Annotated in this window: 20 protein-coding genes; 5 read left to right on the top strand and 15 right to left on the bottom strand. The window is 40.2% G+C overall.

All coding sequences use genetic code 11. The features are described 5' to 3' along the window. Positions 1-108: 108 nt before the first annotated feature. The 3 genes from A33I_RS01290 to A33I_RS01285 all read right to left on the bottom strand — a co-directional run bounded on the left by A33I_RS01290 (position 109) and on the right by A33I_RS01285 (position 2,451). Positions 109-1,500 carry a M28 family peptidase gene (locus tag A33I_RS01290; protein ID WP_022626673.1) on the bottom strand — a complete coding sequence of 464 codons (1,392 nt, stop codon included), beginning with the start codon at positions 1,498-1,500 and terminating at the stop codon, positions 109-111. A gap of 389 nt (positions 1,501-1,889) precedes the next feature. After that, on the bottom strand, positions 1,890-1,997 hold the full coding sequence (locus A33I_RS21225; protein WP_012957962.1) for a putative holin-like toxin: 108 nt from the start codon (positions 1,995-1,997) through the stop codon (positions 1,890-1,892). An 88-nt stretch (positions 1,998-2,085) separates the two neighbouring features. After that, a complete protein-coding gene (locus A33I_RS01285) occupies positions 2,086-2,451 on the bottom strand; it encodes a DUF3231 family protein (protein ID WP_022626672.1) in 366 nt (121 codons plus the stop codon). A 143-nt stretch (positions 2,452-2,594) separates the two neighbouring features. On the opposite strand from A33I_RS01285, the gene A33I_RS01280 reads away from it, so the two are divergent. Next, complete coding sequence (locus A33I_RS01280) at positions 2,595-4,139, top strand: sensor domain-containing diguanylate cyclase (protein ID WP_022626671.1); 1,545 nt, start codon at positions 2,595-2,597, stop codon at positions 4,137-4,139. Positions 4,140-4,225: 86 nt separating this feature from the next. Here A33I_RS01280 and A33I_RS01275 read toward each other — a convergent pair whose 3' ends face one another. Both A33I_RS01275 and A33I_RS20705 read right to left on the bottom strand, forming a co-directional pair. Next, a complete protein-coding gene (locus tag A33I_RS01275) occupies positions 4,226-4,483 on the bottom strand; it encodes a hypothetical protein (RefSeq protein ID WP_022626670.1) in 258 nt (85 codons plus the stop codon). Positions 4,484-4,503: 20 nt separating this feature from the next. Next, the gene (locus tag A33I_RS20705) at positions 4,504-4,674 is read right to left on the bottom strand and encodes a hypothetical protein (protein WP_012957958.1); all 171 of its coding nucleotides are present in this window, start codon (positions 4,672-4,674) and stop codon (positions 4,504-4,506) included. Positions 4,675-4,775: 101 nt separating this feature from the next. On the opposite strand from A33I_RS20705, the gene lepB reads away from it, so the two are divergent. Next, positions 4,776-5,396, top strand: coding sequence for a signal peptidase I (gene lepB, locus A33I_RS01270; RefSeq protein ID WP_012957957.1), 621 nt, complete (start codon positions 4,776-4,778; stop codon positions 5,394-5,396). Between the two features lie 118 nt (positions 5,397-5,514). Next, positions 5,515-5,688 carry a hypothetical protein gene (locus tag A33I_RS20700; RefSeq protein ID WP_022626669.1) on the top strand — a complete coding sequence of 58 codons (174 nt, stop codon included), beginning with the start codon at positions 5,515-5,517 and terminating at the stop codon, positions 5,686-5,688. An 81-nt stretch (positions 5,689-5,769) separates the two neighbouring features. Here A33I_RS20700 and A33I_RS01265 read toward each other — a convergent pair whose 3' ends face one another. Further along, on the bottom strand, positions 5,770-8,496 hold the full coding sequence (locus tag A33I_RS01265; protein ID WP_022626668.1) for a M14 family metallopeptidase: 2,727 nt from the start codon (positions 8,494-8,496) through the stop codon (positions 5,770-5,772). Between the two features lie 261 nt (positions 8,497-8,757). Here A33I_RS01265 and A33I_RS01260 point away from each other — a divergent pair, with 261 nt between their 5' ends. Then, positions 8,758-9,822, top strand: a complete 1,065-nt coding sequence (locus A33I_RS01260) for a sulfite oxidase (protein ID WP_022626667.1) — start codon at positions 8,758-8,760, stop codon at positions 9,820-9,822. Positions 9,823-9,863: 41 nt separating this feature from the next. On the opposite strand, the gene A33I_RS01255 is transcribed toward A33I_RS01260, so the two are convergent. The 9 genes from A33I_RS01255 to A33I_RS01210 all read right to left on the bottom strand — a co-directional run bounded on the left by A33I_RS01255 (position 9,864) and on the right by A33I_RS01210 (position 18,159). Beyond that, positions 9,864-10,061 (bottom strand): hypothetical protein, encoded by a 198-nt coding sequence (locus tag A33I_RS01255; protein ID WP_022626666.1) that lies wholly within the window; start codon positions 10,059-10,061, stop codon positions 9,864-9,866. Between the two features lie 13 nt (positions 10,062-10,074). Further along, complete coding sequence (locus tag A33I_RS01250) at positions 10,075-11,346, bottom strand: MFS transporter (RefSeq protein ID WP_022626665.1); 1,272 nt, start codon at positions 11,344-11,346, stop codon at positions 10,075-10,077. 41 nt (positions 11,347-11,387) lie between these two features. After that, complete coding sequence (locus A33I_RS01245) at positions 11,388-11,567, bottom strand: hypothetical protein (RefSeq protein WP_022626664.1); 180 nt, start codon at positions 11,565-11,567, stop codon at positions 11,388-11,390. A gap of 329 nt (positions 11,568-11,896) precedes the next feature. Then, positions 11,897-12,592: a YqjF family protein gene (locus tag A33I_RS01235; protein ID WP_022626662.1), complete on the bottom strand. Its 696-nt coding sequence runs from the start codon at positions 12,590-12,592 to the stop codon at positions 11,897-11,899. Positions 12,593-12,696: 104 nt separating this feature from the next. Beyond that, positions 12,697-13,410 carry a FadR/GntR family transcriptional regulator gene (locus A33I_RS01230; RefSeq protein WP_031311300.1) on the bottom strand — a complete coding sequence of 238 codons (714 nt, stop codon included), beginning with the start codon at positions 13,408-13,410 and terminating at the stop codon, positions 12,697-12,699. A gap of 92 nt (positions 13,411-13,502) precedes the next feature. Beyond that, the gene (locus A33I_RS01225) at positions 13,503-14,198 is read right to left on the bottom strand and encodes a LutC/YkgG family protein (RefSeq protein ID WP_022626660.1); all 696 of its coding nucleotides are present in this window, start codon (positions 14,196-14,198) and stop codon (positions 13,503-13,505) included. Next, positions 14,167-15,627 (bottom strand): LutB/LldF family L-lactate oxidation iron-sulfur protein, encoded by a 1,461-nt coding sequence (locus tag A33I_RS01220; RefSeq protein ID WP_022626659.1) that lies wholly within the window; start codon positions 15,625-15,627, stop codon positions 14,167-14,169. Before A33I_RS01220 ends, A33I_RS01225 begins: the two co-directional genes overlap by 32 nt. A 7-nt stretch (positions 15,628-15,634) precedes the next feature. Next, entirely contained in the window at positions 15,635-16,369 is a 735-nt protein-coding gene (locus A33I_RS01215) for a (Fe-S)-binding protein (protein ID WP_022626658.1), read from the bottom strand. A gap of 5 nt (positions 16,370-16,374) precedes the next feature. Further along, a complete protein-coding gene (locus A33I_RS01210; RefSeq protein ID WP_022626657.1) occupies positions 16,375-18,159 on the bottom strand; it encodes an L-lactate permease in 1,785 nt (594 codons plus the stop codon). 336 nt (positions 18,160-18,495) lie between these two features. Between A33I_RS01210 and A33I_RS01205 the strand changes: the two genes are divergently transcribed. Further along, positions 18,496-20,106 (top strand): PQQ-binding-like beta-propeller repeat protein, encoded by a 1,611-nt coding sequence (locus A33I_RS01205; protein WP_022626656.1) that lies wholly within the window; start codon positions 18,496-18,498, stop codon positions 20,104-20,106. The last annotated feature ends 2 nt before the right edge of the window (positions 20,107-20,108 follow it).

Raw genomic sequence — 20,108 nt, 5'->3', positions numbered from 1 at the left:
GGCTATGTACTTACCGCTACAGGGTCGTACTCGGGACTTTCACCCGTTAGAGTTCGCCCATGCTGGGCGAACAAAAAAAAACCAGCCACAATGGGCTGGTTTCTATACTTATTGAACGTCTTCTTCAAAGTACATTTGAGCATCGACTGATTGAGGCTTCGCTTTTTTCGGTTTAGCTCCCATATTGTCAAAGCTTGCATAGTCGTAAATGGCAGTGCTGACAATCTGAGCCACATCCTGGAGTTTCTCTTTACTGATTTTATCAATCGTATCCTCTGGTGTGTGGTACCATGGCTCAAGCGGACTGTGGATGAATAATGCTGTAGGAATACCTTTTTCTCCAAATGGAACATGGTCACTGCTTCCGCCTTGGTTAAATGGAGTTGGTGCACCATTTAAGCGGTAGCTGGATGCTTGTGCTAGTTCAGTTACAAGATTCGGCTGGCCATTGACCGTTCTCATGACAAGATCACCCGCATCGCGGCTTCCTACCATGTCTAAGTTAAAGTTTGCCACAATTCTATTAAGCTCTGAATCTGGTAACTCATTTACATAGTGTCTAGAACCAATTAAACCAAGCTCTTCAGCGCCAAATGTCGTAAAGCGGATTTCGGTATCCGTCGGCAGGTTCTTCATTGCTCGTGCTAACTCTAACACCATGGCTGTACCTGATGCATTATCATTTGCTCCAGGTGCTCCTGGTACGGAGTCATGATGGGAGCTGAGCACAATCACATTACCATTATCTTTGTTTTTATTGGTTGGTTTCTTAGATGCAATCACATTGTGAGAAGTACGCAGCCCAGACTCTGCTCCTAAAACTGTTAGAGAAGCTGTAAGAGACTCTCCATCAGCTAACTGAGTAGCTAATGCTTGTCCTTCTGCCTGTGAAAGAGACACAGCAGGAACAAATTCATCATTCGCACCGCCAAGTGTACCATTTAAGGTACCAGGTGCATTATTATAAATAATGACCCCACGAGCTCCTGCTCTTGCTGCATTCAGCACTTTATCTCCAAAGCTGATTTCACCACGTTGAATTAAAGCGATCTTTCCATCAAGTTCTACACCTGCTAAATCACCCTCACGACCTAACCCCGCATCGACAAGTTCGGCAGTTACCTCTCCGCTCGCTGTATAAGTAAATGAATTAGGAGTTAAGCTTGTCTCACCTACTGACAACTCTACAGTATGAGGGGCTGTAAATCCAAAAAATTCAAAAGGCTGAATTTCTGCTTCATACCCATATGATTCAAATTGCTCCTTAATATAAAGCACTGCTTGATATTCTTCTTCTGAGGCAGCTACACGTGGTGTTTGCTGTAGGTAATCGATGTTATTATAGATATTATCTACATTAATTTGGTTAATCACACGGTTATCAAGTACATTATGAATGCCTGATTGGCTCGTTGCAGAAGGCTGTGCAAAAGCTTGTACACCGACAGAGCTTAATGTTAGAGAAGTTACTAAAGCAATAGATACTAAAGCCTTTTTCATTTACAGTTCCCTCCATTATAGTAATAGTTTACATTCTGAATCATACAATATTTCAGACTATTATATAAGGGAATATATACCTTTAACTTCATAGGTACTAGGACCAATTTATTTCGTATCGCTAATTATCCTAGAATAAAAAAGACCCATACTTTGTAATGTTTGACCACATTATTATTCATATAAATTCACTTATTTTCATTCTGCATTTCCCTTTGCTTAACCCCTTGTCCCTCATGTATAATAGGAATAGAAATGAAAAAACAATCCAACCTAAATAAGACCGAGTGCAAATGCACTCAGTCCTAGCAACTGCTTGCTGCAATACGCAGCTGACCAATTGGATATTGCTGTTTTGAAATAGCTCACCTTACTTGGCGGCAGGGTAGCTATTTCTTTTTGTGCTGACTCACAATGATACTGACCGTAAGTGCTAACACAGCAAGTAAGATGCTTGAGAATTGGGCCAGTAAACTTAACGCCTCATAGATCGTCAAAATAAGCCTCACCCCCTCTCTACGGGAGTTCAGCCGCTACCTTGCTAGCAGTTGCTAACCTTATTATACCAAACAGATGTTCTCATTACTAGGATCGTTTGTTCTCATCTGCTAGGTCTTTCCGATCAAATGCTAGAGGAGGCTGCTCTAACCATTTGTTTTTAATCATTAAATTTGCCCCGTCTTCTGCATATAACTGTACATCCATCAGCATTTTATTATACATTGCTCTTAAATCAATTCTTGGACTTTGTGAAACCGCAGTTCCGTAAAACTCAATCCCTAATGAATTTAAGCTTGATACATAGAACATCATTCTTGACTTCCTTGTCTTTACTACTTCCTTAAAGTAAAGCAGCATACATCTGCTTGCACTATCACTTACATATTGTGCCCATAAAGAAGCCAGTTCTGCCGACTTTAACCTGTCAGCACCTTTCCTAATATCTTTCATAATCAGCCCCTATTCGCACTTTCCTAAAAACCTTCAATTTTATGGTAGGAATAAAGTCAGAATCATGATACGTTATAGGTGACAAGACACAAGACAAAGATCACCATTTTATAAGAACTTATATTTATAGTTGAGAGGCATTTATGTTAAAAAAAAGTTTACGATTTTGGATCCTGACATTGTTATGTTTAACTATGTTCGGGCTGCTTAGCAGCACATTGTTGGTAAGTTACTTTGTAACCAAAGAGAATGCAATAAATCATACAATGGAAATTAATAGAGTTTACTCTGAAAAACTTGCTCAAATCACAGATCAGTCTTTTGAATCAATGAAGGAGAGTTTATCACTGAGAGCGATTGATATGGTGCCCTTACTTAGTGATGAAGAAGGCCTAACAAAAGCCCTTTATCAATATTTAAGAAGCAGCAATTATTTTAATTCCATAGCTGTTATTAATGAGGAAGCTAAAGTTTTGACGTCAGCTCCTGCATTAGATGTTATCGGTTTTCATGTTCACTCTGTCGGAATTACAGAAGCACTCGAAAAAAAAGAAACACTTATTTCAGATTTATATGACGGGGTTGTTGGGCAAAAAATTCTACTTATTTCAAGCCCGCTTCAAGATCACGAAGGCAATTATTATGGGCTGCTTGCTGGGGTGATTTACTTACAAGATCACAACATCATTGAAACAGTTCTTGGTGAACACTTTTCACAGGATGGATCCTATGTTTATGTTGTCGATCAGCATGGTTCCATTATTTATCACGCAGATCGCAATAGGATTGGAGAGGTCGTTAGTGATAACCCGGTGGTTAAAAAGCTTATGAATGGTGAAAGCGGTGCGATGAAAGTCACAAACACTAAAGAAATTGATATGTTAGCCGGATTTACACATATCCCTTCTAGCAATTGGGGGATCGTATCACAAACTCCATATGAGGTTATTATGGAACCAGTGTTAGGAACAATTAAGAAAATGATGTTCTATTCTATACCATTTGTTCTCCTCACTTTCCTTCTCGCTCGTATGTTTGCCAATCGAATTGCTTATCCGCTCCAGCAGTTAGCTATGCAAACCTATAAGTTAAAAGAGAATAAAAGTACAGTAAATGAAACAAAAATTCCAACCTGGTATTTTGAAGCCGAACAGCTAAATCAAACATTTAAAGACTATATTCAAAACCAGGAGTCTCAACTCCAATCTGCCACAAAAGAAGCATTAACAGACCCGCTTACAGGTCTTGCAAATCGTCGGGCTCTTATTAAGACCCTTCAGGCTTTACAAGAACAAATGCATTTTTCAATTATTTTAATTGATATTGATCACTTTAAAACAGTCAATGATACACTTGGCCACAAAACAGGAGATGAAACCCTTGTCTTTTTTGCAGAAGCAATGCAAAGAATTACTAGAGAGAAAGACGTCTGCGGGAGATTTGGCGGGGAAGAATTTATGATCATCCTCCCTGAAGCCGGAACACAAGATGCCATAGATGTTGCAAAGCGTTTAAAAGGTTTCTTGCAAGATACCATTTCACCTGCTGGCAGAGTAATTACCTTTTCTGCAGGAATCGGTTTTTACTGTGATTCATATGAAGAAGAGATTGACCAATTTCTTAACCGAGTAGATGCAGCCTTGTATAAGGCTAAAGATCAAGGGCGTAATCAATATAAGACAGCATAAAAAACAGTGTCTTTTAACAGGCACTGTTTTTTACTCATGATACTCTAGTAGATCTAGAAGTCATATTTTTCTTCCTCATTGTTCCTTCACCTTTCTTGAGGTGCTGGCAGATACTTTGTAAAATACGCTCCCATTAACAAGAGGAAGATAGTTAATCCCCAGCTGATCAGTCCCAGCATGCCAAATAGATTCGCTCCTGCATTAATTAAAGCAATAATGATAAAACAGACAGAGGTGATGAGTGATTTCCAGCCTGTAATGTGGTGCTCTCTTCTCTTCTTCTGTATATAGAAAACAGAAAATATAATTCCGCTTATAAGGAATAATGTCAAAAGTAATTCCATTTAAGTTCCTCCCAAATGCCCTACTTTATAAATAAATAATAACCAATGATTCCACCAATCACTGCAGAGATTGAGGCAATCACCGTCAACGCCACTAAACTTAAATCGCCTGCAACAGCAGTTGTGCCAGCCATTACTACTGCTGTAAAGGCTGCTAAAAAAAATAAAATTGAAATATAGTTACGATTCATTACTACCCCTCCATTGATAACCTTATCACAATTAAACTGACAAAATATAGTCGTTCGATTACAATAGAGAGAGAACATTTATTAAAGGATGTTGATATCGAATGTTTGTAAAAAAATTCATTTATGAAATAATGAGCTGGACAAAAGCCATTGTGCTTGCCCTAGTCTTAGCTGTTGCTCTTAGCGTTTTTGTTATCCAGCCATTTACAGTAGATGGGAGCTCAATGGAACCTACATTAGAAGGCTTGGATCATTATGATCAGCAAAAAGCTGGTGACCGGGTTTTTGCTTTTAAGACTCCCTACCTTCTCGGAAAGTCTCCTAAAGCAGGAGAAATTGTCATTGTAGACAGCCGGATAGATGATGAGCGAACATTAATGGATTCATTTGCAGAAAGTCCAATGCTTGCCGCTTTTATAGATCGACAAGTAGATTCTCGCCATAATTGGGTGAAACGGGTCATTGGCGAACCTGGGGATCGCATTGCCATAGAAGGCGGCTTTGTATATAAAAATGGGGTTCGTTTAGAAGAAGAGTATATTTATGAATCTATTTATCATGATTTTAGTGAGGTGATTGTTCCTGACGATCATGTCTTTGTAATGGGAGATAATCGAAACAGAAGTACTGACAGCCGGGAGATTGGTCCTGTTCCAATTGATCATGTGACGGGAAAAGTCATAGCAAGATTCTATCCTTTCGACCGTTTAGGGACGTTTTAACCCTTTTCATACACAATCCGAAACTTTTTAGCAATAAATGTATCATCTTATCGGAATGTATGCGACAATCAGTGTACAGCTTAAATGAACAGCTGAATTGGTGAGAGGAGTTGATCACTTGTTCAAGCTAGTAAGAGGTACAGGTACAGAAAAAATGTTAGAAGCTTTAAAAGATTCTAGCAGCACCAAAGAAAAGATTTTCATAGACGTCACAGAAGCAGAGCTTTTTGCCCAGAAACTTAATTCCAACACAGAACCAAGCCATCATTGGTACGTAGAAGAATATAAATAAATGACAAGTAGAGATTTCTCCCTGCTTGTTTTTTTCGCAAAAAACCTCACCAGAGATGTTCTCTCTGGTGAGGTTTTAATTTTAGTTTACAGTTGCATCAAAAATACTATTTGCTAACAGTCGGTAACTGTGTTCAGTATGTGCTCTGAACGCCAGGTCATTTGCAAATAATGTATAAGTGGTTCCATTAACCTCTGAGGTAAAGGCCATTGTTTGCCCTTTTGCCCCAGCATGTCCAGGCCACCAACCTGACACATAGAAATCTTCAGCTTCACTAAAAGTTAGCAGCACTTCTGCACTTTCAGGAACTTCGGTTATATAAGATCCTGTCGTTACATAAAGAAGTTCATTGGCCTCATATCCTGCAGTCAACTTATGCGGATTCACGTTTGTTTTGACAAGCCCTTCATGAGTACCTCTTGTTTGCTTATATTCATATCCTTCTAATACTCCACTATCATATACAGATCTTAATGCATTACCACCAATCCCGATAAAGGTCTTTCCTTCAGCCAGTTGGTTATTAAAATTAGCCGTATCACTAACAATGACGTCTGCATTTTCAGGGTTAACTAGTGTAAACCCTAATTGTCTTAAAGAGAAATTCAACTGGTTTGAACCTGTAGCTGCAACCTTTGGCTGTACAACCTGCTTTGTCTCTACTCCCTTACCGTTACCAGCTGGGTGAGCTTCAAAATAGAAGGCAGATTTATAGCTTCGTAGATCCTGAGTAGAAATAATGTAATCACCGCGAGAAATATTCCCTTTACTCTCAATTGCCACTTCAACCTTTTTCCCTTCATTTAGGAGGGCATTAATAAGTTTTACCGTATCATTTGAAGTTGATCTAACCACTTGCTTAGGTGCATTGCTCCTCAATTCACCAGTTGGCAAGTTGACTTCAGCCATTTCTTGAGTGACTCCCGTGAACACGCCTTCTTCTCTTACCTCAAGCTGGTCGAATCCTCGAAGGGCAGGAAAGTTTACGACTACCGGATCATACATCGCATTCCAGTCTGAAACATTATCTCCTTGATAGAGCACTGCATTAGCGAGTCCTCTTTTAGCTTGGTTCATTGGGATAACAAATGTTCCTTTAGGATACGTTTCGCCTTGTAGATGTACAGGGCGTGTTGTTTCTTCTACTTTCACACCATTACGAAGCAAGTATTCAGCCATTTTATGTGCTTCTAATACGTTTTTCTGGTGCTCCTTATTTGTCGGAATTACATAATAATCTGGGAAGAAGCTGTCATGCCCATGACGGACGCGTCCTATTTCTTCCCCGGCTGCATTAACAAAATACTCATCAACAGCTCGATTATCTTCACCATTAACTCCTCGTTTAAAGATTTCAAGCTGCTGTTTAAAAAGATCGTCCTTATTCTCTGTCACAAAGTATGTGGAGCCAAGTCCAACACCGACCATAGCATGCAATGAATCCTGGCTTAATGTCGGCACTTCAATTGTGTGGCCAAGCGAGCCATGAAGCATAGCATAGATCGCAGTGTAGGCAGGGGTCATATCGTCCCAGCCGTCTTCCCATTCAAGCTGGGCAATGAAGTAATCTGTTAAATTTGAATTCCCAACACCCGCATGCCCCATTGCATGTGCTTGGTCCATCATATTATGAATTAATAGGTCATATTCAAAGTTAGGGTTATGCGGCGGTGTACCTGGCTCAATTAAAAAGCCGTTTACATAGCCATGCATATCAACAAAGGACAGCGGCGTCCAAGTTGAGATCAATTCATTTACCTGCTGGGTCTCTACTTGTGTTTGATACGCATTATCTCTGTTCAAGTCAAACCCGTCAGCGTTTGCACGCGTGTTAGCCACACGGCCGTCTGGGTTGCTTGTGAACATATATAAGAAGATTACATTATTAAGTACCTCATCCATATTTAATGAAACAGGCTCTTCGTTTCCATCCTCATCTGTATTCGTAAATGTCACTTCCTCTTCTAGTGCAAACTTCTTCAATAGTTCAACTTGTGCATCAACCCCTTCTACTTCATCAGGGTGAATATTATTAAACCAAATCGGAAGCTGATAGTCTCCCATTGTTCCATTTTCAAGCTTTCCTATTAAGCTCGCAGGATCTTCTAATGCTTGTGGCAGCGTTTCATTTAAGTATGTATCAACTGCAGCTTCATCTCTTGCTAACACAACAAAATGAATATCGCGACCTTCAGCCGACTCCCCTACCTTTTGGTAATCCAAATAGCGGGTATTATCTGTATCAGCCTTTGCTTCCTCAAACACTTGATCAATTGCAGGCTTTAATTCATCATAAAATAAGAATTCATCATATACATTCAGCTGGACAGTGGTAGCAGCCTTCTCGCCTGTTGCATGATTCACTAGTGATAGTTCATACTCTCCAATTAAATCTTGATATTGGACTCGAATCGTCCGGTTAGAGAGATCTGTACGATTAAAAGGCAGTCCAAATTCAATCGTTGCCGTCACTTCATTTGTACCTTCTACTACAGCAGGTCCTTCTATTACATTAATAAATGGATCACCATCATAATTCGACGAACCTGTCCATTTACGCCACTCTGATAAATCCTTCCCGCCAAACTGTACGTCAATTTGCTCAGGATCTACCTCTTCATTAAATGTCGCCCGGACTTCTGTTGTACGCGTTTCTGTTAGTGAAAAAAGTGATTGACTTACATCTAATTCAATTACATGATCAACCTCTACCGAGCTCTGTTCTGCGGCTGGTAATGAAGCAGGATAAGCAACTGACAGCACCATAGCAATTGCTAGCCAGCTGATCAATATCTTTCTTAGTTTCATAGAATCGCCCTTCCTCTCCCATACAATTATAGATTTATGGTTTCAAATATAGCAGAATCTTCCGAAATTCGAAATGTATGCTTCTTAATTTCAAAAAAAGGGTACTTTCGTACTGAATGAATATGCATCCACAGGCATGAATAATCAACTTATGTAAGCTCCTTTTAGTAAAATGACCTACTTTTATAGACAGGTTATACGAATATTTAAAGACCTTCATCCATATGATGTACATAGCACTTATGAGGAGGGGATAAATATATGACAAATGAGAACGACCCCATCGCCAAACCATCACTAACAACGAAAAAGCTGTACCCTGAAAATCAAGAATCACCCATACATTTTCTTTCCAATAAACAGACGCCAGCCTCCCTTTTTTATAAACGTAACCATTTTTCTTACCCACCCTTTAACTATGCTAACTTCTGGATTTCCGTAAATGGCTCTGTAAAAAAACCTATTGCCTTCTCCATTGAAGAGCTGCTCGCCCTTCCCTCAAAAACAGTGGAAGTCGTTATGGAATGCGCAGGAAATAAGAGAAGCTTATTCAGGCCTAAAGTATTTGGAGAACAGTGGGAAAAAGGAGCGATGAGTGTTGGTCGCTTTAAAGGTGTCGCGCTTAAAACTTTATTAGAAAAAGCAAACATAGATTCAAATTCACAAGAAGTAGTCATCGAGGGTTATGATGATGGATATCGTTCAGATTTAGATAATGTGTATGCATACATGCGAAGCCTGCCATTAAAGAAGGCGCTGCATCCTGATACATTAATCGCTTATTCATACAATGATCAGCCTCTTCCTTTTAAACACGGCTATCCTATCCGCTTAATTGTACCTGGCTGGTATGCAATGGCTTCTGTAAAATGGGTAAAACAAATAACGGTCATATCAGCATCTTTTGCAGGACCTTTCCAGACAATCGATTATATGTATTATCCAAATCTAGACAATGATGAAGACGCTTTTCCAGTCACAACCATCAATGTTAATTCAACGATTCAATATCCTTTAGACAGAGACATAGTAGATACCGGGAAACATACGATCAAAGGGATCGCCTGGACAGGGGATGGGGTAATCAAGAAAGTGGAAGTCAGTGTGGACGGAGGAGAGAGCTGGATGCCTGCTTCTGTAGATAACGGTCAGGAGTTCAGCCTGTCTCAATGGTCTCTCACTTATCCCTTTACAGCTAAGAAAGAGTATACAATTATGAGCCGTGCAACTGATTCGAATAAGCGCACACAACCTGAATCCCCTTTTTGGAACCGGAAAGGCTATGGGTATAATGCTGTTGATCAAATTACGATAAAAGTAGAATAATAGACAAAAAGAGACGCACCTGACAGGGCGTCTCTTTCAATTTATGTCTCACATGAAAATGAATAACCAAGCACAAATGTATCAATTTCAACTAAGGGCGTGCCGCCGTGTGTGAAGCATTGTTCCGTAGCTGCCTGAATTTCTTTACTATTAAAGTAAGAAAGTGAACCTGCTAGAAGGATTCCAACAAAGAATGTGAGCGTTATAAGCAGTAGTCCTACTTTGATGTTTTTATTCATCTATTCCAACCCCCTACACTTGTTTTGGACGCGGAAGCATAAAGCACATAATGGAAGCAGCAAGACAAAGAATGATCGCTGTCACAAACGTGATATCATAGCTCCCTGTTTGATCAAATAATACCCCTGGAATAAAAGAACCCAGAGCTGCTCCTATTTGATGGCCAAAAAATAACAGACCGATCATAAGTCCAATAATCGTCTTACCGGCATATTCTGAAGCCAATTTCATCGTAGGAGCTACGGTGGCAAAATCAACGATGCCAAATGAAATAGCAAATATAAACAGAAGTTCCGTTTGCCCTAAGAAAAAGGTGAAAAAACGTTGCTCATGAACGATGACGAGCAAAATAATAATTGTTAACCCTCGCAGCCCATAAAGCCCTCCAAGCATCCACCTGCTGTCCCATTTATCAGATAGATAACCAGAGACAATTGTTCCTGAAAAATTGAAGAGAGCCAATGTACTAACAGCTGCACCTGCTGTGGCAGCTGTAAACCCGCAATACTGAGCAAACGGTACAAGATGGGTATCTATTAAACCTACTGTTGTAAAGCCGCAAATAAAAAAAGAGAAAAATAAAAATAGAAATGGCCTCTGTAAAAAGAACGAACCTTTTGGTTTTGATGTTAAACTGTTCCCCCCAGAAGATACAGGGACATTCTCAGGAAGTGCTCCACCATATGGTTCAATTCCCTTCTCTTTAGGTGAGGCTTTAAATAAGAGTAAGATGATTGGAAGGAGAACAATGAGAATAATCATTCCTAAAATCATAACCGTCAACTTCCAACCTATCGCTTCGATCATGAGAATAGACAAAGGAACGACACTAAACTGTCCTGTTGCCGTACCTGCTGACATGATTCCCATCGCAAATCCTTTTTTCACCGTAAACCATTTCGCAACAACAAGCGTCCCAACTACATTAGACATCCCTCCAAATCCGATGGAGGCCATGACTCCGTACAATAGAACAATCTGCCAAGGCTTTGTCGCAAAAGCCGTTAGGATCATTGCTGCTCCAACCACGACTATACTCCAAATAACAACCATCTTTACTCCAATTCGGTCAATAAGCCTCCCGATAAATGGCTGCAAGACTGCAAACACGAGATAGCTTACAAGGGACACGGACGTAATTTGGGCACGGCTGGCTTCAAAACTCTCTTCCCAAGGCTCAATAAAGGCGCCAAACGATAGTCGTATTCCTTGAACAAATAACAGGGCAATAAATGTAACAAACAGTACAATCCAGCTGTAATGGATCCCTTTTTTCTTTGTCATCCCACTCCCCCTACTTGAATGCCTCTCTTCTAAATTTCTCTTTATTTTAGAAGTTGATCAATCTTCTTCTCAATTCGATCCAACTGTTCTTTTAATCGTTTTTGTTTTCTTTCTTTTTCATTCCATTTTTCTCCGACAAGCCATCTTAAAGTTAGGATGATTGCCAAGAAAAGAAGGAGCGGGAACATAATAAATAACGCAGCCCCTGCAAATTCATCCACTTTGAATCACCTCAGCTGTTTTTTCTCTTCTTTCTATTGTTTAAAGATCTATCTTTTAAGATTGAATAAATCACTAAAACTAATGCTAGAACATTAATGCTAAACATTACATAATCGTATGTATGAGTAGACCCATCCATAATATAAACCAAATACCTGATTCCATTATAGATTACGAGAATACTAAGAAATATAGTTAATTTTGTTTTCAAACACAACCACCTGCTTATTTATTCACTTTCCATATTATAACTGATATTCGAGCTGGCAGGTGATAAGTAATTTTCTTTAAGAATAAAAAGAACCGCAGAGCAAATGTCTGCGATTCTTTAATATTTTTGAATCATCCCAATATCAACTGTCACACCTGGACTATAAAGCAGATGAGGTTCTCCTTTTTGAGAAAGCAGCCCGGCGGCCAAGATCAAGGAATTCTCTTTAATGTTGACTCCTGCTTGCTGCAGGGGCCATTGTTCATGTTTAATATCACCGTATTGAATGTCTCCATTTTTTGCTGTTGAATATAACCGATAACGCTCAGTCAGCCAATATTCTAGAGATTCTTCACGCGCAGCGAAAACGTCGCTTTTGGAGGAATACTCTCCTTTAAATACCGCTTGATTTGCCTTTCTTATACTTTCAAAATAAGTAAGATCGCCTTCTCTTTTCATTGTAATATCCGAGTGAAAATAGGGCATATCAAAAAAAGCATTTGCTCCAAGCACACTTATTTTACTATCTGTATATAAGCTCAAAAAAAGAACTCCCTTTTTCCCATCTACCTCTACATAAGTACGGACATTAATTTCCGGCATAGAGAAACTAACTTTTTCAGGGAAGATTGTAGGGTGAATCTCATTCATCAGAAAAGAAACCACTCCAATATAAGCTTTCCCTTTGTAAGTATCAACTTTCATCCCCTTAGGCAGCTTTTCTTGTATAATACGTGGATCATATGCCCAATGCGCAAACAGAACATTCTCCCATTTCATTTTAACAAGGGATTTTTGAGATTTTGATAACATCGTTCAGCCTCCCATTTTGATGACCTTACTTCTTATATTACTTTAAAAACCATCATTAAACTAGAAAAGCAGCACTAATCTAAGGATGAGTGCTGCGTACTTTCTTATTTATCATGATAGGCTGTTAATGTATTCTCTACATTTATTAAATGTTCAAGCATCGCTTGGTTAGCTCCATTTGAATCTTTCTTTTCTATCGCCTCTAAAATCTTCTCATGCTCCACTTGAAGGCGGTCAAATGTTTGCTGATCCGAAAATAATGCAATTCTTCTGCTCTCAAACATTGTCCTCCCTAAAGTATCTGAAAGCTGCTGCATCATATCTTTCAAAATATTGTTTCCAGTGGCGTTAGCTAAAGCTAGATGGAATTTCACATCGGCCCTCTCCCCCAGATCTTCATCTCCTGAAGCGGCTTCCATCTCTTTTAAAGCCTCTCTCATTGCTTCAACATCTTTATCTTTTCGATTCTCAGCTGCTAAGCTTGCCGCCCCGACTTCAATTATTTTTCTCACTTGAAACAATTCCAGCATTTCTGGTTTAGAAATAATTCTTCTTTCCGCTACTGGTGCAATCATATTAGAAAAATCATATTTATTAACAAAGGTTCCTTCTCCTTGACGAATCGTAATTAACCCAACAGCTCTTAGGGCACTAAGTGCTTCTCTAACAGCCGAACGGCTCACATTAAATTCTTTCGCCAGCTTTTCAACAGAATCAAGCTTCTCACCTGGCTGCACCTCGCCCGTCCGGATCATTTCCTCGAGCTGCTCTCTAATCACTTCAGATACCTTTTTTGTTTGTACATGTTTAAATGCCATTTCTTGCACCTCGTTCAATTCAATTGCTCTTATTATAGCATAGACCTCTTCCATCAACATAAGCCAGCCATTAAATCATGGCTGGCTTATCCTTACATATCGTCTACAATGATATAGCAGGCACGAACAGGCCCATGTACACCGACGACTAAATTCATCTCAATATCTGCACTATTACTAGGTCCTGAAATGAAATTGATGCAAGAAGGAATGCGGCTTCCACTCTTCTTAGCCATTTCATGGATTGCACTAGTTGCCTGTGTCATACGAGGAACAAGAGTGCTCTTAGGTATAATTGCGATATAATAAGTCGGCAGCAAACTAACAGAGCGCCCTTTACCTTTATCACTTAACAATACAACGGTACCCGATTCAGCTAAGGTGTAATCCGCAAATGTTATTCCGACATCAGCACGTTCCGCTATTTCAACAGATTTGCTGTTTTCATCTGCCTCCCATACATCCACTGTATCTCTTTCCTGAAAAGATTTAAGGCCGTATTCCTCAAATCTTGAATCTGCCCATGTGATCACAGACTCGGCTTGGTACTCATCAAGTACTTCGTCAATAGCACTTACAAGAGCTTCTAGCTTCGTTTCCTTGACATCTGTATGAATAGCAAGACATTGTGTTTTAAGGACAGAAACAAGCTCATCTTGAGTGAAATCATTCATCACCTCTAACTGAGGCTTATGACGATAATCCGGGCGGGTAACTCCTGTTGTCTTTCTCGCACGTCCGAGCTTCTTGGCTACGTTATTGAGAAATGTTTCGCGATGTTGAATCATGGTGTGTCCCTCCCTTTTGACCTTCACGTTTTTTAAACCAATCTCTGAATCTCTCTTTTTTACTTTCAGGAAAATCACGAATATCAGTCCATGATTTTAACGGGCCTAGACCATTTGAGACTTTTCCATCCTTCGTAAATGGTGAGAGCATCATTGGAGCCGTTCTTGTACTCATATTAAAGAGGGATGGCGAGCTTGCAACCATTCCAAATCCCTTCATAGCCAACGTTTCAGAAAGGGTCGTACGTTTCTCTTCAGCAATATTTCTTCTATGCTTAACGAGCAGTTCATGAAGAGGAATCTTTACTGGGCAAGCATCCGTACAGGCTGCACATAAACTAGAAGCATATGGCAGCTCTTTATGGTCATCATAGCCCTCTAATAATGGCGTCAGCACTGCACCAATCGGGCCTGGATAAATCGAGCCATACGAATGGCCTCCTACATGACGGTACACCGGACAAACATTAATACAAGCTGCGCAACGAATACAATTAAGAGCTGATTGAAATTCTGTTCCTAAAATATTTGAACGTCCGTTATCCACAATTACTAGATGGAATTCTTCCGGTCCATCTAGGTCTCCTTCTGCTTTTGCACCGGTCAGCCCTGTAATATAACTTGTCAGCTTTTGACCAACCGCACTCCTGCAAAGCATGCTGACTAAAATATCAAGCTCTTCCCAAGTAGGTACGACACGTTCCATCCCCATCACTGTGATCTGTGTTTTAGGAAGAGTTGTAGCAAGCCTTGCGTTTCCTTCATTTGTCACTAGTGAAATACTTCCTGACTCTGCAACTGCAAAGTTACAGCCAGTTACCCCAATGTCAGCTTCTAAGAACTCTTTACGCAGCTGCTCTCTTGCAAATAACGTCAGCTCTTCTGGTTTAGACGTGTTCGTGTATCCTTTCTTCTCTTCAAAGGTTTCACGTATTTGTTCTCTGTTTTTATGGAGAGCCGGGGCGACGATATGAGACGGTGGGTCATGATCATCAATTTGGAGAATATATTCTCCAAGATCAGATTCAATCACTTCACACCCAACACTTTCAAGCGCTTCATTCATACTAATTTCTTCTGTCACCATCGATTTAGATTTAATGACTTTCTTTGCGTTTTTCTTTTGAGCAACTTCTTTAATGTAAGCATTTGCTTCTTCTGCTGTTTCCGCAAAGAAAACATGCCCGCCGTTATTGCTTACGTTTTCACTTAGCTGATGCAAGTAGTAATCAATATTTTCCAATGTATGCGTGCGAATCTCTTCAGCTATATTGCGCCACTCCTGCCAATTTCCGAGCTCATCTTCTGCTTTCGACTTGGCCATTTTCAGCCGTTCTTGAGCGGATGTAACAGCTTGTCGCATAAATGTATTTTTTAACCCTTTTTCTACTCGTGTATTAAAATTGGGGTCGCCTATTTTTACTGCCATGAACTATTCACCCTTTCTTCACAGATTCTTGGCTGTTTAATACTTGTGCAATATGCATCACTTTGACTGGCTTTCCATTGCGCTCTATCCGTCCGCCAATATTCATCAAGCACCCGCAATCTGCCCCAATTAATAGCTCCGCTTTCGTTTCTTCAATATGACGAACCTTTTCATCGACCATTTGTTCAGAAATTGGTGACATCTTCACTGCAAATGTTCCCCCAAATCCGCAGCATGCCTCGCGATTAGGCAAGGTCTGCAGGTTCAAGCCTTCTACTTGATCAAGGAGTTTAAAAGGAGCTTCTTTCTCCCCTAGTAATCGTGTCATGTGACAAGATGTATGATAGGTTGCATTCGCATGTAAGCTGGCATTCACCTTTTCAACTTTAAGCACATGAACAAGAAATTGCGTAAACTCGTAAGTTTTTTTCGCCAAATCCTCTGCTCGCACCTGCCATTTTGGCTCATCTTTTAATAAATCATGGTATTCATGAATCATCGATGCACAAGAACCTGAGGGCATCACTACATAATCAGAATGAGCAAATGTCTCAATCATATGCTTAGCCACTTTCTTTGTATCTTTATGATAGCCGCTGTTAAATGCCGGCTGCCCGCAACAAGTCTGCTTTTCTGGAAAATCCACTTCGCATCCTAATCTCTCTAATACTTCAACCGTGTCTTTCCCCACTCCTGGATAAAATACATCGGCCAAACAGGTAATAAATAATGAAACTTTCATTTAAATCAACCTCCGAACTTTTGCTGCCTGTGATCTTCTGTTATCTTTTCCTTACGATTCTCTTTTATAATGATGGATACGATCGCAATAACAACGACTGCTGCCATGAATGTTCCGATATTTAAGCCAATACCATTTATAGCTATATACCCAACAGCGCCTGCAAAGAAGACATAATAGAAGGTAGGTATTAACATTTTTCGTATAAGCGTTCCTTCTCTCCCGACAAGACCTGCTGTAGCTGATGCTGCAACTACATTATGAACACAAATCATATTTCCTGCCGCTCCGCCAACGGCTTGTAGAGCGACAATTGTTGCCGGATTAATGCCAACATTTTCAGCTGTACCGAACTGAAACATCGCAAACATCATATTACTAATCGTATTACTACCTGCCACAAATGCCCCTAATGCCCCAATGGCTGGTGCAACAAGCGGCCAATTTTGTCCCATTAATACTGAGACACCCTCAGCTAATACTAGCGGCATACTCGTATACCCAGTTGTGTTAACTCCTGAATTAATAAATACTTGCACCATTGGCACAGCAAACAGCAAGGCCGGTGCTGCTCCAATAATCATTTTTGTTGAATTTTTCACTGCCGTTCCATACGTTGTCTGATTCATGCTGTATAAGATATAGCCTAATAGGGACATCAGTACCATAATAAAACCTGGCAAGAAAAACGGCGTACTCTCAATAGCAATCTGTGTTCCAAATACAGATTCAATATGAATTTTGGCAAGCTTCAGCCAATCGCCAAACGGAAGGACATTTAATCGCGTAATGACGAGTAACACTCCCATTAAAATATACGGCAGCCATGCCTTTAACGGACTAATGGTCGTTTTTGATATAGTTGTAGCTGACAGTGTTCCTGTCCATTCTGGATCCCATTTAGATGAATGTTCAAAATCCCATTTAGTTTTAGGTATACACCAACCCTTTTTTGCAGCTGGTACAACAATCGCAAGACCAATTAAACCACCGAACAATGATGGAAATTCAGGTCCAAGGAAATTAGCAACTAGTGCATATGGAATGGTAAAAGCAAGACCTGCAAATAGAGCAAATTTCCATACTTCCATACCTGCCTTCAACGACTTTTTAGGCCCAAAGAATAACGTCAGCATCGTGACCATAATTAATGGAATAAACAGCCCTACAATCCCATGAAATATAGCTACTTGACCGCCAATCATTCGAATATACTCTTCAAAACTCATACCAAGACTTGCTGAAGCCTGAACCACATTATCAGAGCCGGTTAACCCAGACTGCACACCTATTAAGATTGGTGTTCCAACAGCCCCGTAAGATACCGGAGTGGATTGAATAATCAAGGCTACCATGACGGCTGCCATTGCAGGAAAGCCAATTGCAACCAATAAAGGTGCTAGTACGGCAGCCGGTGTCCCCCAGCCGGAAGCGCCTTCAATAAAGGATCCAAACAGCCAGCAAATAATAATAGCCTGCACTCGCCGGTCTGGAGAGATATCAATAAACCCTTGACGAATTGTTTGGATCGCTCCACTTTCTTTTAGTGTATTCAGCATGAGTACGGCACCAAAGACGATAAATAGCACCTCAAGTGCCGTCACCACACCTTTTGTACTGGCTGCTGCAATTTGTGCAGCCGGCACTTCCCAAACAAATAACGCCATAACTACGGTAACCACAAAAGCTATTGGCATAGCATGCTTAGCCGGCCACCTAAAAATAACAAGAAACAAAAAAACCGTCAGTATTGGTATTAATGCGAATAACGATAAAATTCCTAAACTCATTCCTGCCCCTCCCCTTTATACCATAAAATAATCATAAGGTCATCTGATGACCTTATATGTAAGTGCTTTCAATATAGCTGAAATGTTATGAATTTTCAATAGTTGTTGGGAAATTTATTTTTGTGAGGAATAATTTTAATATTAATCATTAAACTTCGAAGCATTCTCCTCATTTCACTGTACCTCTTTTACGTGAATCTTCTTATTATAAACTCCGTCCTATGTCACTTCCCCCCGAAACTTCTTTATCATTCACCTACAATTTCCGTCACCTTTTTCACCGGAAACCCCTTACAATATATTGAAAAAGTGCACCTGTTAAGGGAAGTGAAAAAATTGAAATGGCACCTGGTAATCTTAATGATGATAACTTTGTTATTCTCAAACGGCTGTACAATTAAAACGATAACTGGTGACCGAGTCTCAGCTGATGAAAAATTATACGCTGCGGATCACATCTATATGAAGGTAGAGCAAAAGAGCTTTCAAGCCCCTATCCCAGCTTATCAAGCGGTACATATAGAAAAACAAGAAATACCAACTCTTACATACGAATCTAAAGCGGACGTTGAATTTGATTCCGCCTTGTTTCCTGAGAAGTATACCGACGTCCCTGGTGTTCTTACATTTAGAGGAAACCACAATCGCACTGCACCCGCCTACGGACGTATCTCTACAAACGTTTCTCACATTGAAAAAGCATGGAGTTTCCGTACCGGCTCTCATCACAAGTGGGGCGGAGGGGCCGGCTGGACAGGACAGCCTAGTATCATCACATGGGATGACGAGGTACGTGCCATTATGAATGTTGATAAGTCTTTTAAAAATCAAAAAAGATTTACAGAGGTCATTTACGGATCGCTTGATGGATCTGTCTATTTTGCTGAGCTAGAAACAGGCATTCAAACAAGACCTCCAATTAAAGTAGGGGGCCCAATTAAAGGCTCTGTTTCTATTGATCCGCGCGGCTACCCCCTCTTGTACGTTGGTCAAGGAATTCCTGAGAGTCCAATAGGATATCGCATTTTTAGTCTAATAGATGGAAGTGAACTATTTTTTATTCCTGGAGTTGATCCTTGGGCTTATCGAGGATGGGGGGCATTTGACGGGGCAGCACTCATTAACCGTGAGCTTGATCAACTAGTGCTTGGCGGAGAAAACGGCCTATTTTATCATGCAAATCTTAATACCACGTTCGACCGTGAACAGAAATCTATTTCTGTAAAGCCTGAGATTAAAAAAGCCCGATATAAAGTGGCAAATAACTCACATCAAGGAATTGAAAATTCGATCGCTGTTTATCGAAACATTGCATATTTTGCAGATAATGGTGGGAGTGTAATAGCAATCGATTTAGAAAATTCTACTCCGATATTTGCGCTAGAAGCAACGGATGATACAGATGCGACGATTGTTATAGATGAAGAAGAAAACCACCCTTTCATCTATACAGGAACAGAAGTGGACCACCAAGGATCATTCGGTTATTGTCTGCTCCGCAAAATAGACGGCATTACTGGTGAGGTTATATGGAGCCTTAGCTATCCAGCTTACTCCATCCCAGATGTGAACGGTGGGATGCTAGCCACTCCTATAGTCGGCAAGGAGGAAATAGATCATCTCGTTATTTTCACGATAGCACGTTACGACACGATAAATGGTGGATTAATGGTCGCTGTAAATAAAGAAACAGGCGAAGAGGAGTGGCGTCTTCTGATGACCAATTATGCATGGTCCTCTCCAATTGATGTTTATACAGATAACGGAGATGCGTATATCCTTCAAGCAGATTCAGCCGGCAATATGCATTTGATCAGTGCACGTTTAGGAGAAGTGCTAGATGTAATGAATCTTAGGGCAAATGTGGAAGCATCCCCTGCTGTTTATAACAATTATGTCGTTGTCGCAAGCCGTGGCGGCGAGGTGTTTGGTTTGAAATTAAATTAGTA

The organism is Alkalihalophilus marmarensis DSM 21297 (genome assembly GCF_000474275.2).
GTDB classification, from domain to species: domain Bacteria; phylum Bacillota; class Bacilli; order Bacillales; family Bacillaceae_D; genus Alkalihalophilus; species Alkalihalophilus marmarensis.
Note: the sequence above shows the minus strand (reverse complement) of the source record. Positions and strands in the feature narration are given on the sequence as shown.

Coding starts and splice junctions, on each gene's coding strand:
- A33I_RS01290 (WP_022626673.1), bottom strand. CDS start 1,500: ATGAAAAAGGCTTTAGTATCTATTGCTTTAGTAACTTCTCTAACATTA.
- A33I_RS01285 (WP_022626672.1), bottom strand. CDS start 2,451: ATGAAAGATATTAGGAAAGGTGCTGACAGGTTAAAGTCGGCAGAACTG.
- A33I_RS01280 (WP_022626671.1), top strand. CDS start 2,595: ATGTTAAAAAAAAGTTTACGATTTTGGATCCTGACATTGTTATGTTTA.
- A33I_RS01275 (WP_022626670.1), bottom strand. CDS start 4,483: ATGGAATTACTTTTGACATTATTCCTTATAAGCGGAATTATATTTTCT.
- A33I_RS20705 (WP_012957958.1), bottom strand. CDS start 4,674: ATGAATCGTAACTATATTTCAATTTTATTTTTTTTAGCAGCCTTTACA.
- lepB (WP_012957957.1), top strand. CDS start 4,776: ATGTTTGTAAAAAAATTCATTTATGAAATAATGAGCTGGACAAAAGCC.
- A33I_RS01265 (WP_022626668.1), bottom strand. CDS start 8,496: ATGAAACTAAGAAAGATATTGATCAGCTGGCTAGCAATTGCTATGGTG.
- A33I_RS01260 (WP_022626667.1), top strand. CDS start 8,758: ATGACAAATGAGAACGACCCCATCGCCAAACCATCACTAACAACGAAA.
- A33I_RS01255 (WP_022626666.1), bottom strand. CDS start 10,061: ATGAATAAAAACATCAAAGTAGGACTACTGCTTATAACGCTCACATTC.
- A33I_RS01250 (WP_022626665.1), bottom strand. CDS start 11,346: ATGACAAAGAAAAAAGGGATCCATTACAGCTGGATTGTACTGTTTGTT.
- A33I_RS01235 (WP_022626662.1), bottom strand. CDS start 12,592: ATGTTATCAAAATCTCAAAAATCCCTTGTTAAAATGAAATGGGAGAAT.
- A33I_RS01230 (WP_031311300.1), bottom strand. CDS start 13,410: ATGGCATTTAAACATGTACAAACAAAAAAGGTATCTGAAGTGATTAGA.
- A33I_RS01225 (WP_022626660.1), bottom strand. CDS start 14,198: ATGATTCAACATCGCGAAACATTTCTCAATAACGTAGCCAAGAAGCTC.
- A33I_RS01220 (WP_022626659.1), bottom strand. CDS start 15,627: ATGGCAGTAAAAATAGGCGACCCCAATTTTAATACACGAGTAGAAAAA.
- A33I_RS01215 (WP_022626658.1), bottom strand. CDS start 16,369: ATGAAAGTTTCATTATTTATTACCTGTTTGGCCGATGTATTTTATCCA.
- A33I_RS01210 (WP_022626657.1), bottom strand. CDS start 18,159: ATGAGTTTAGGAATTTTATCGTTATTCGCATTAATACCAATACTGACG.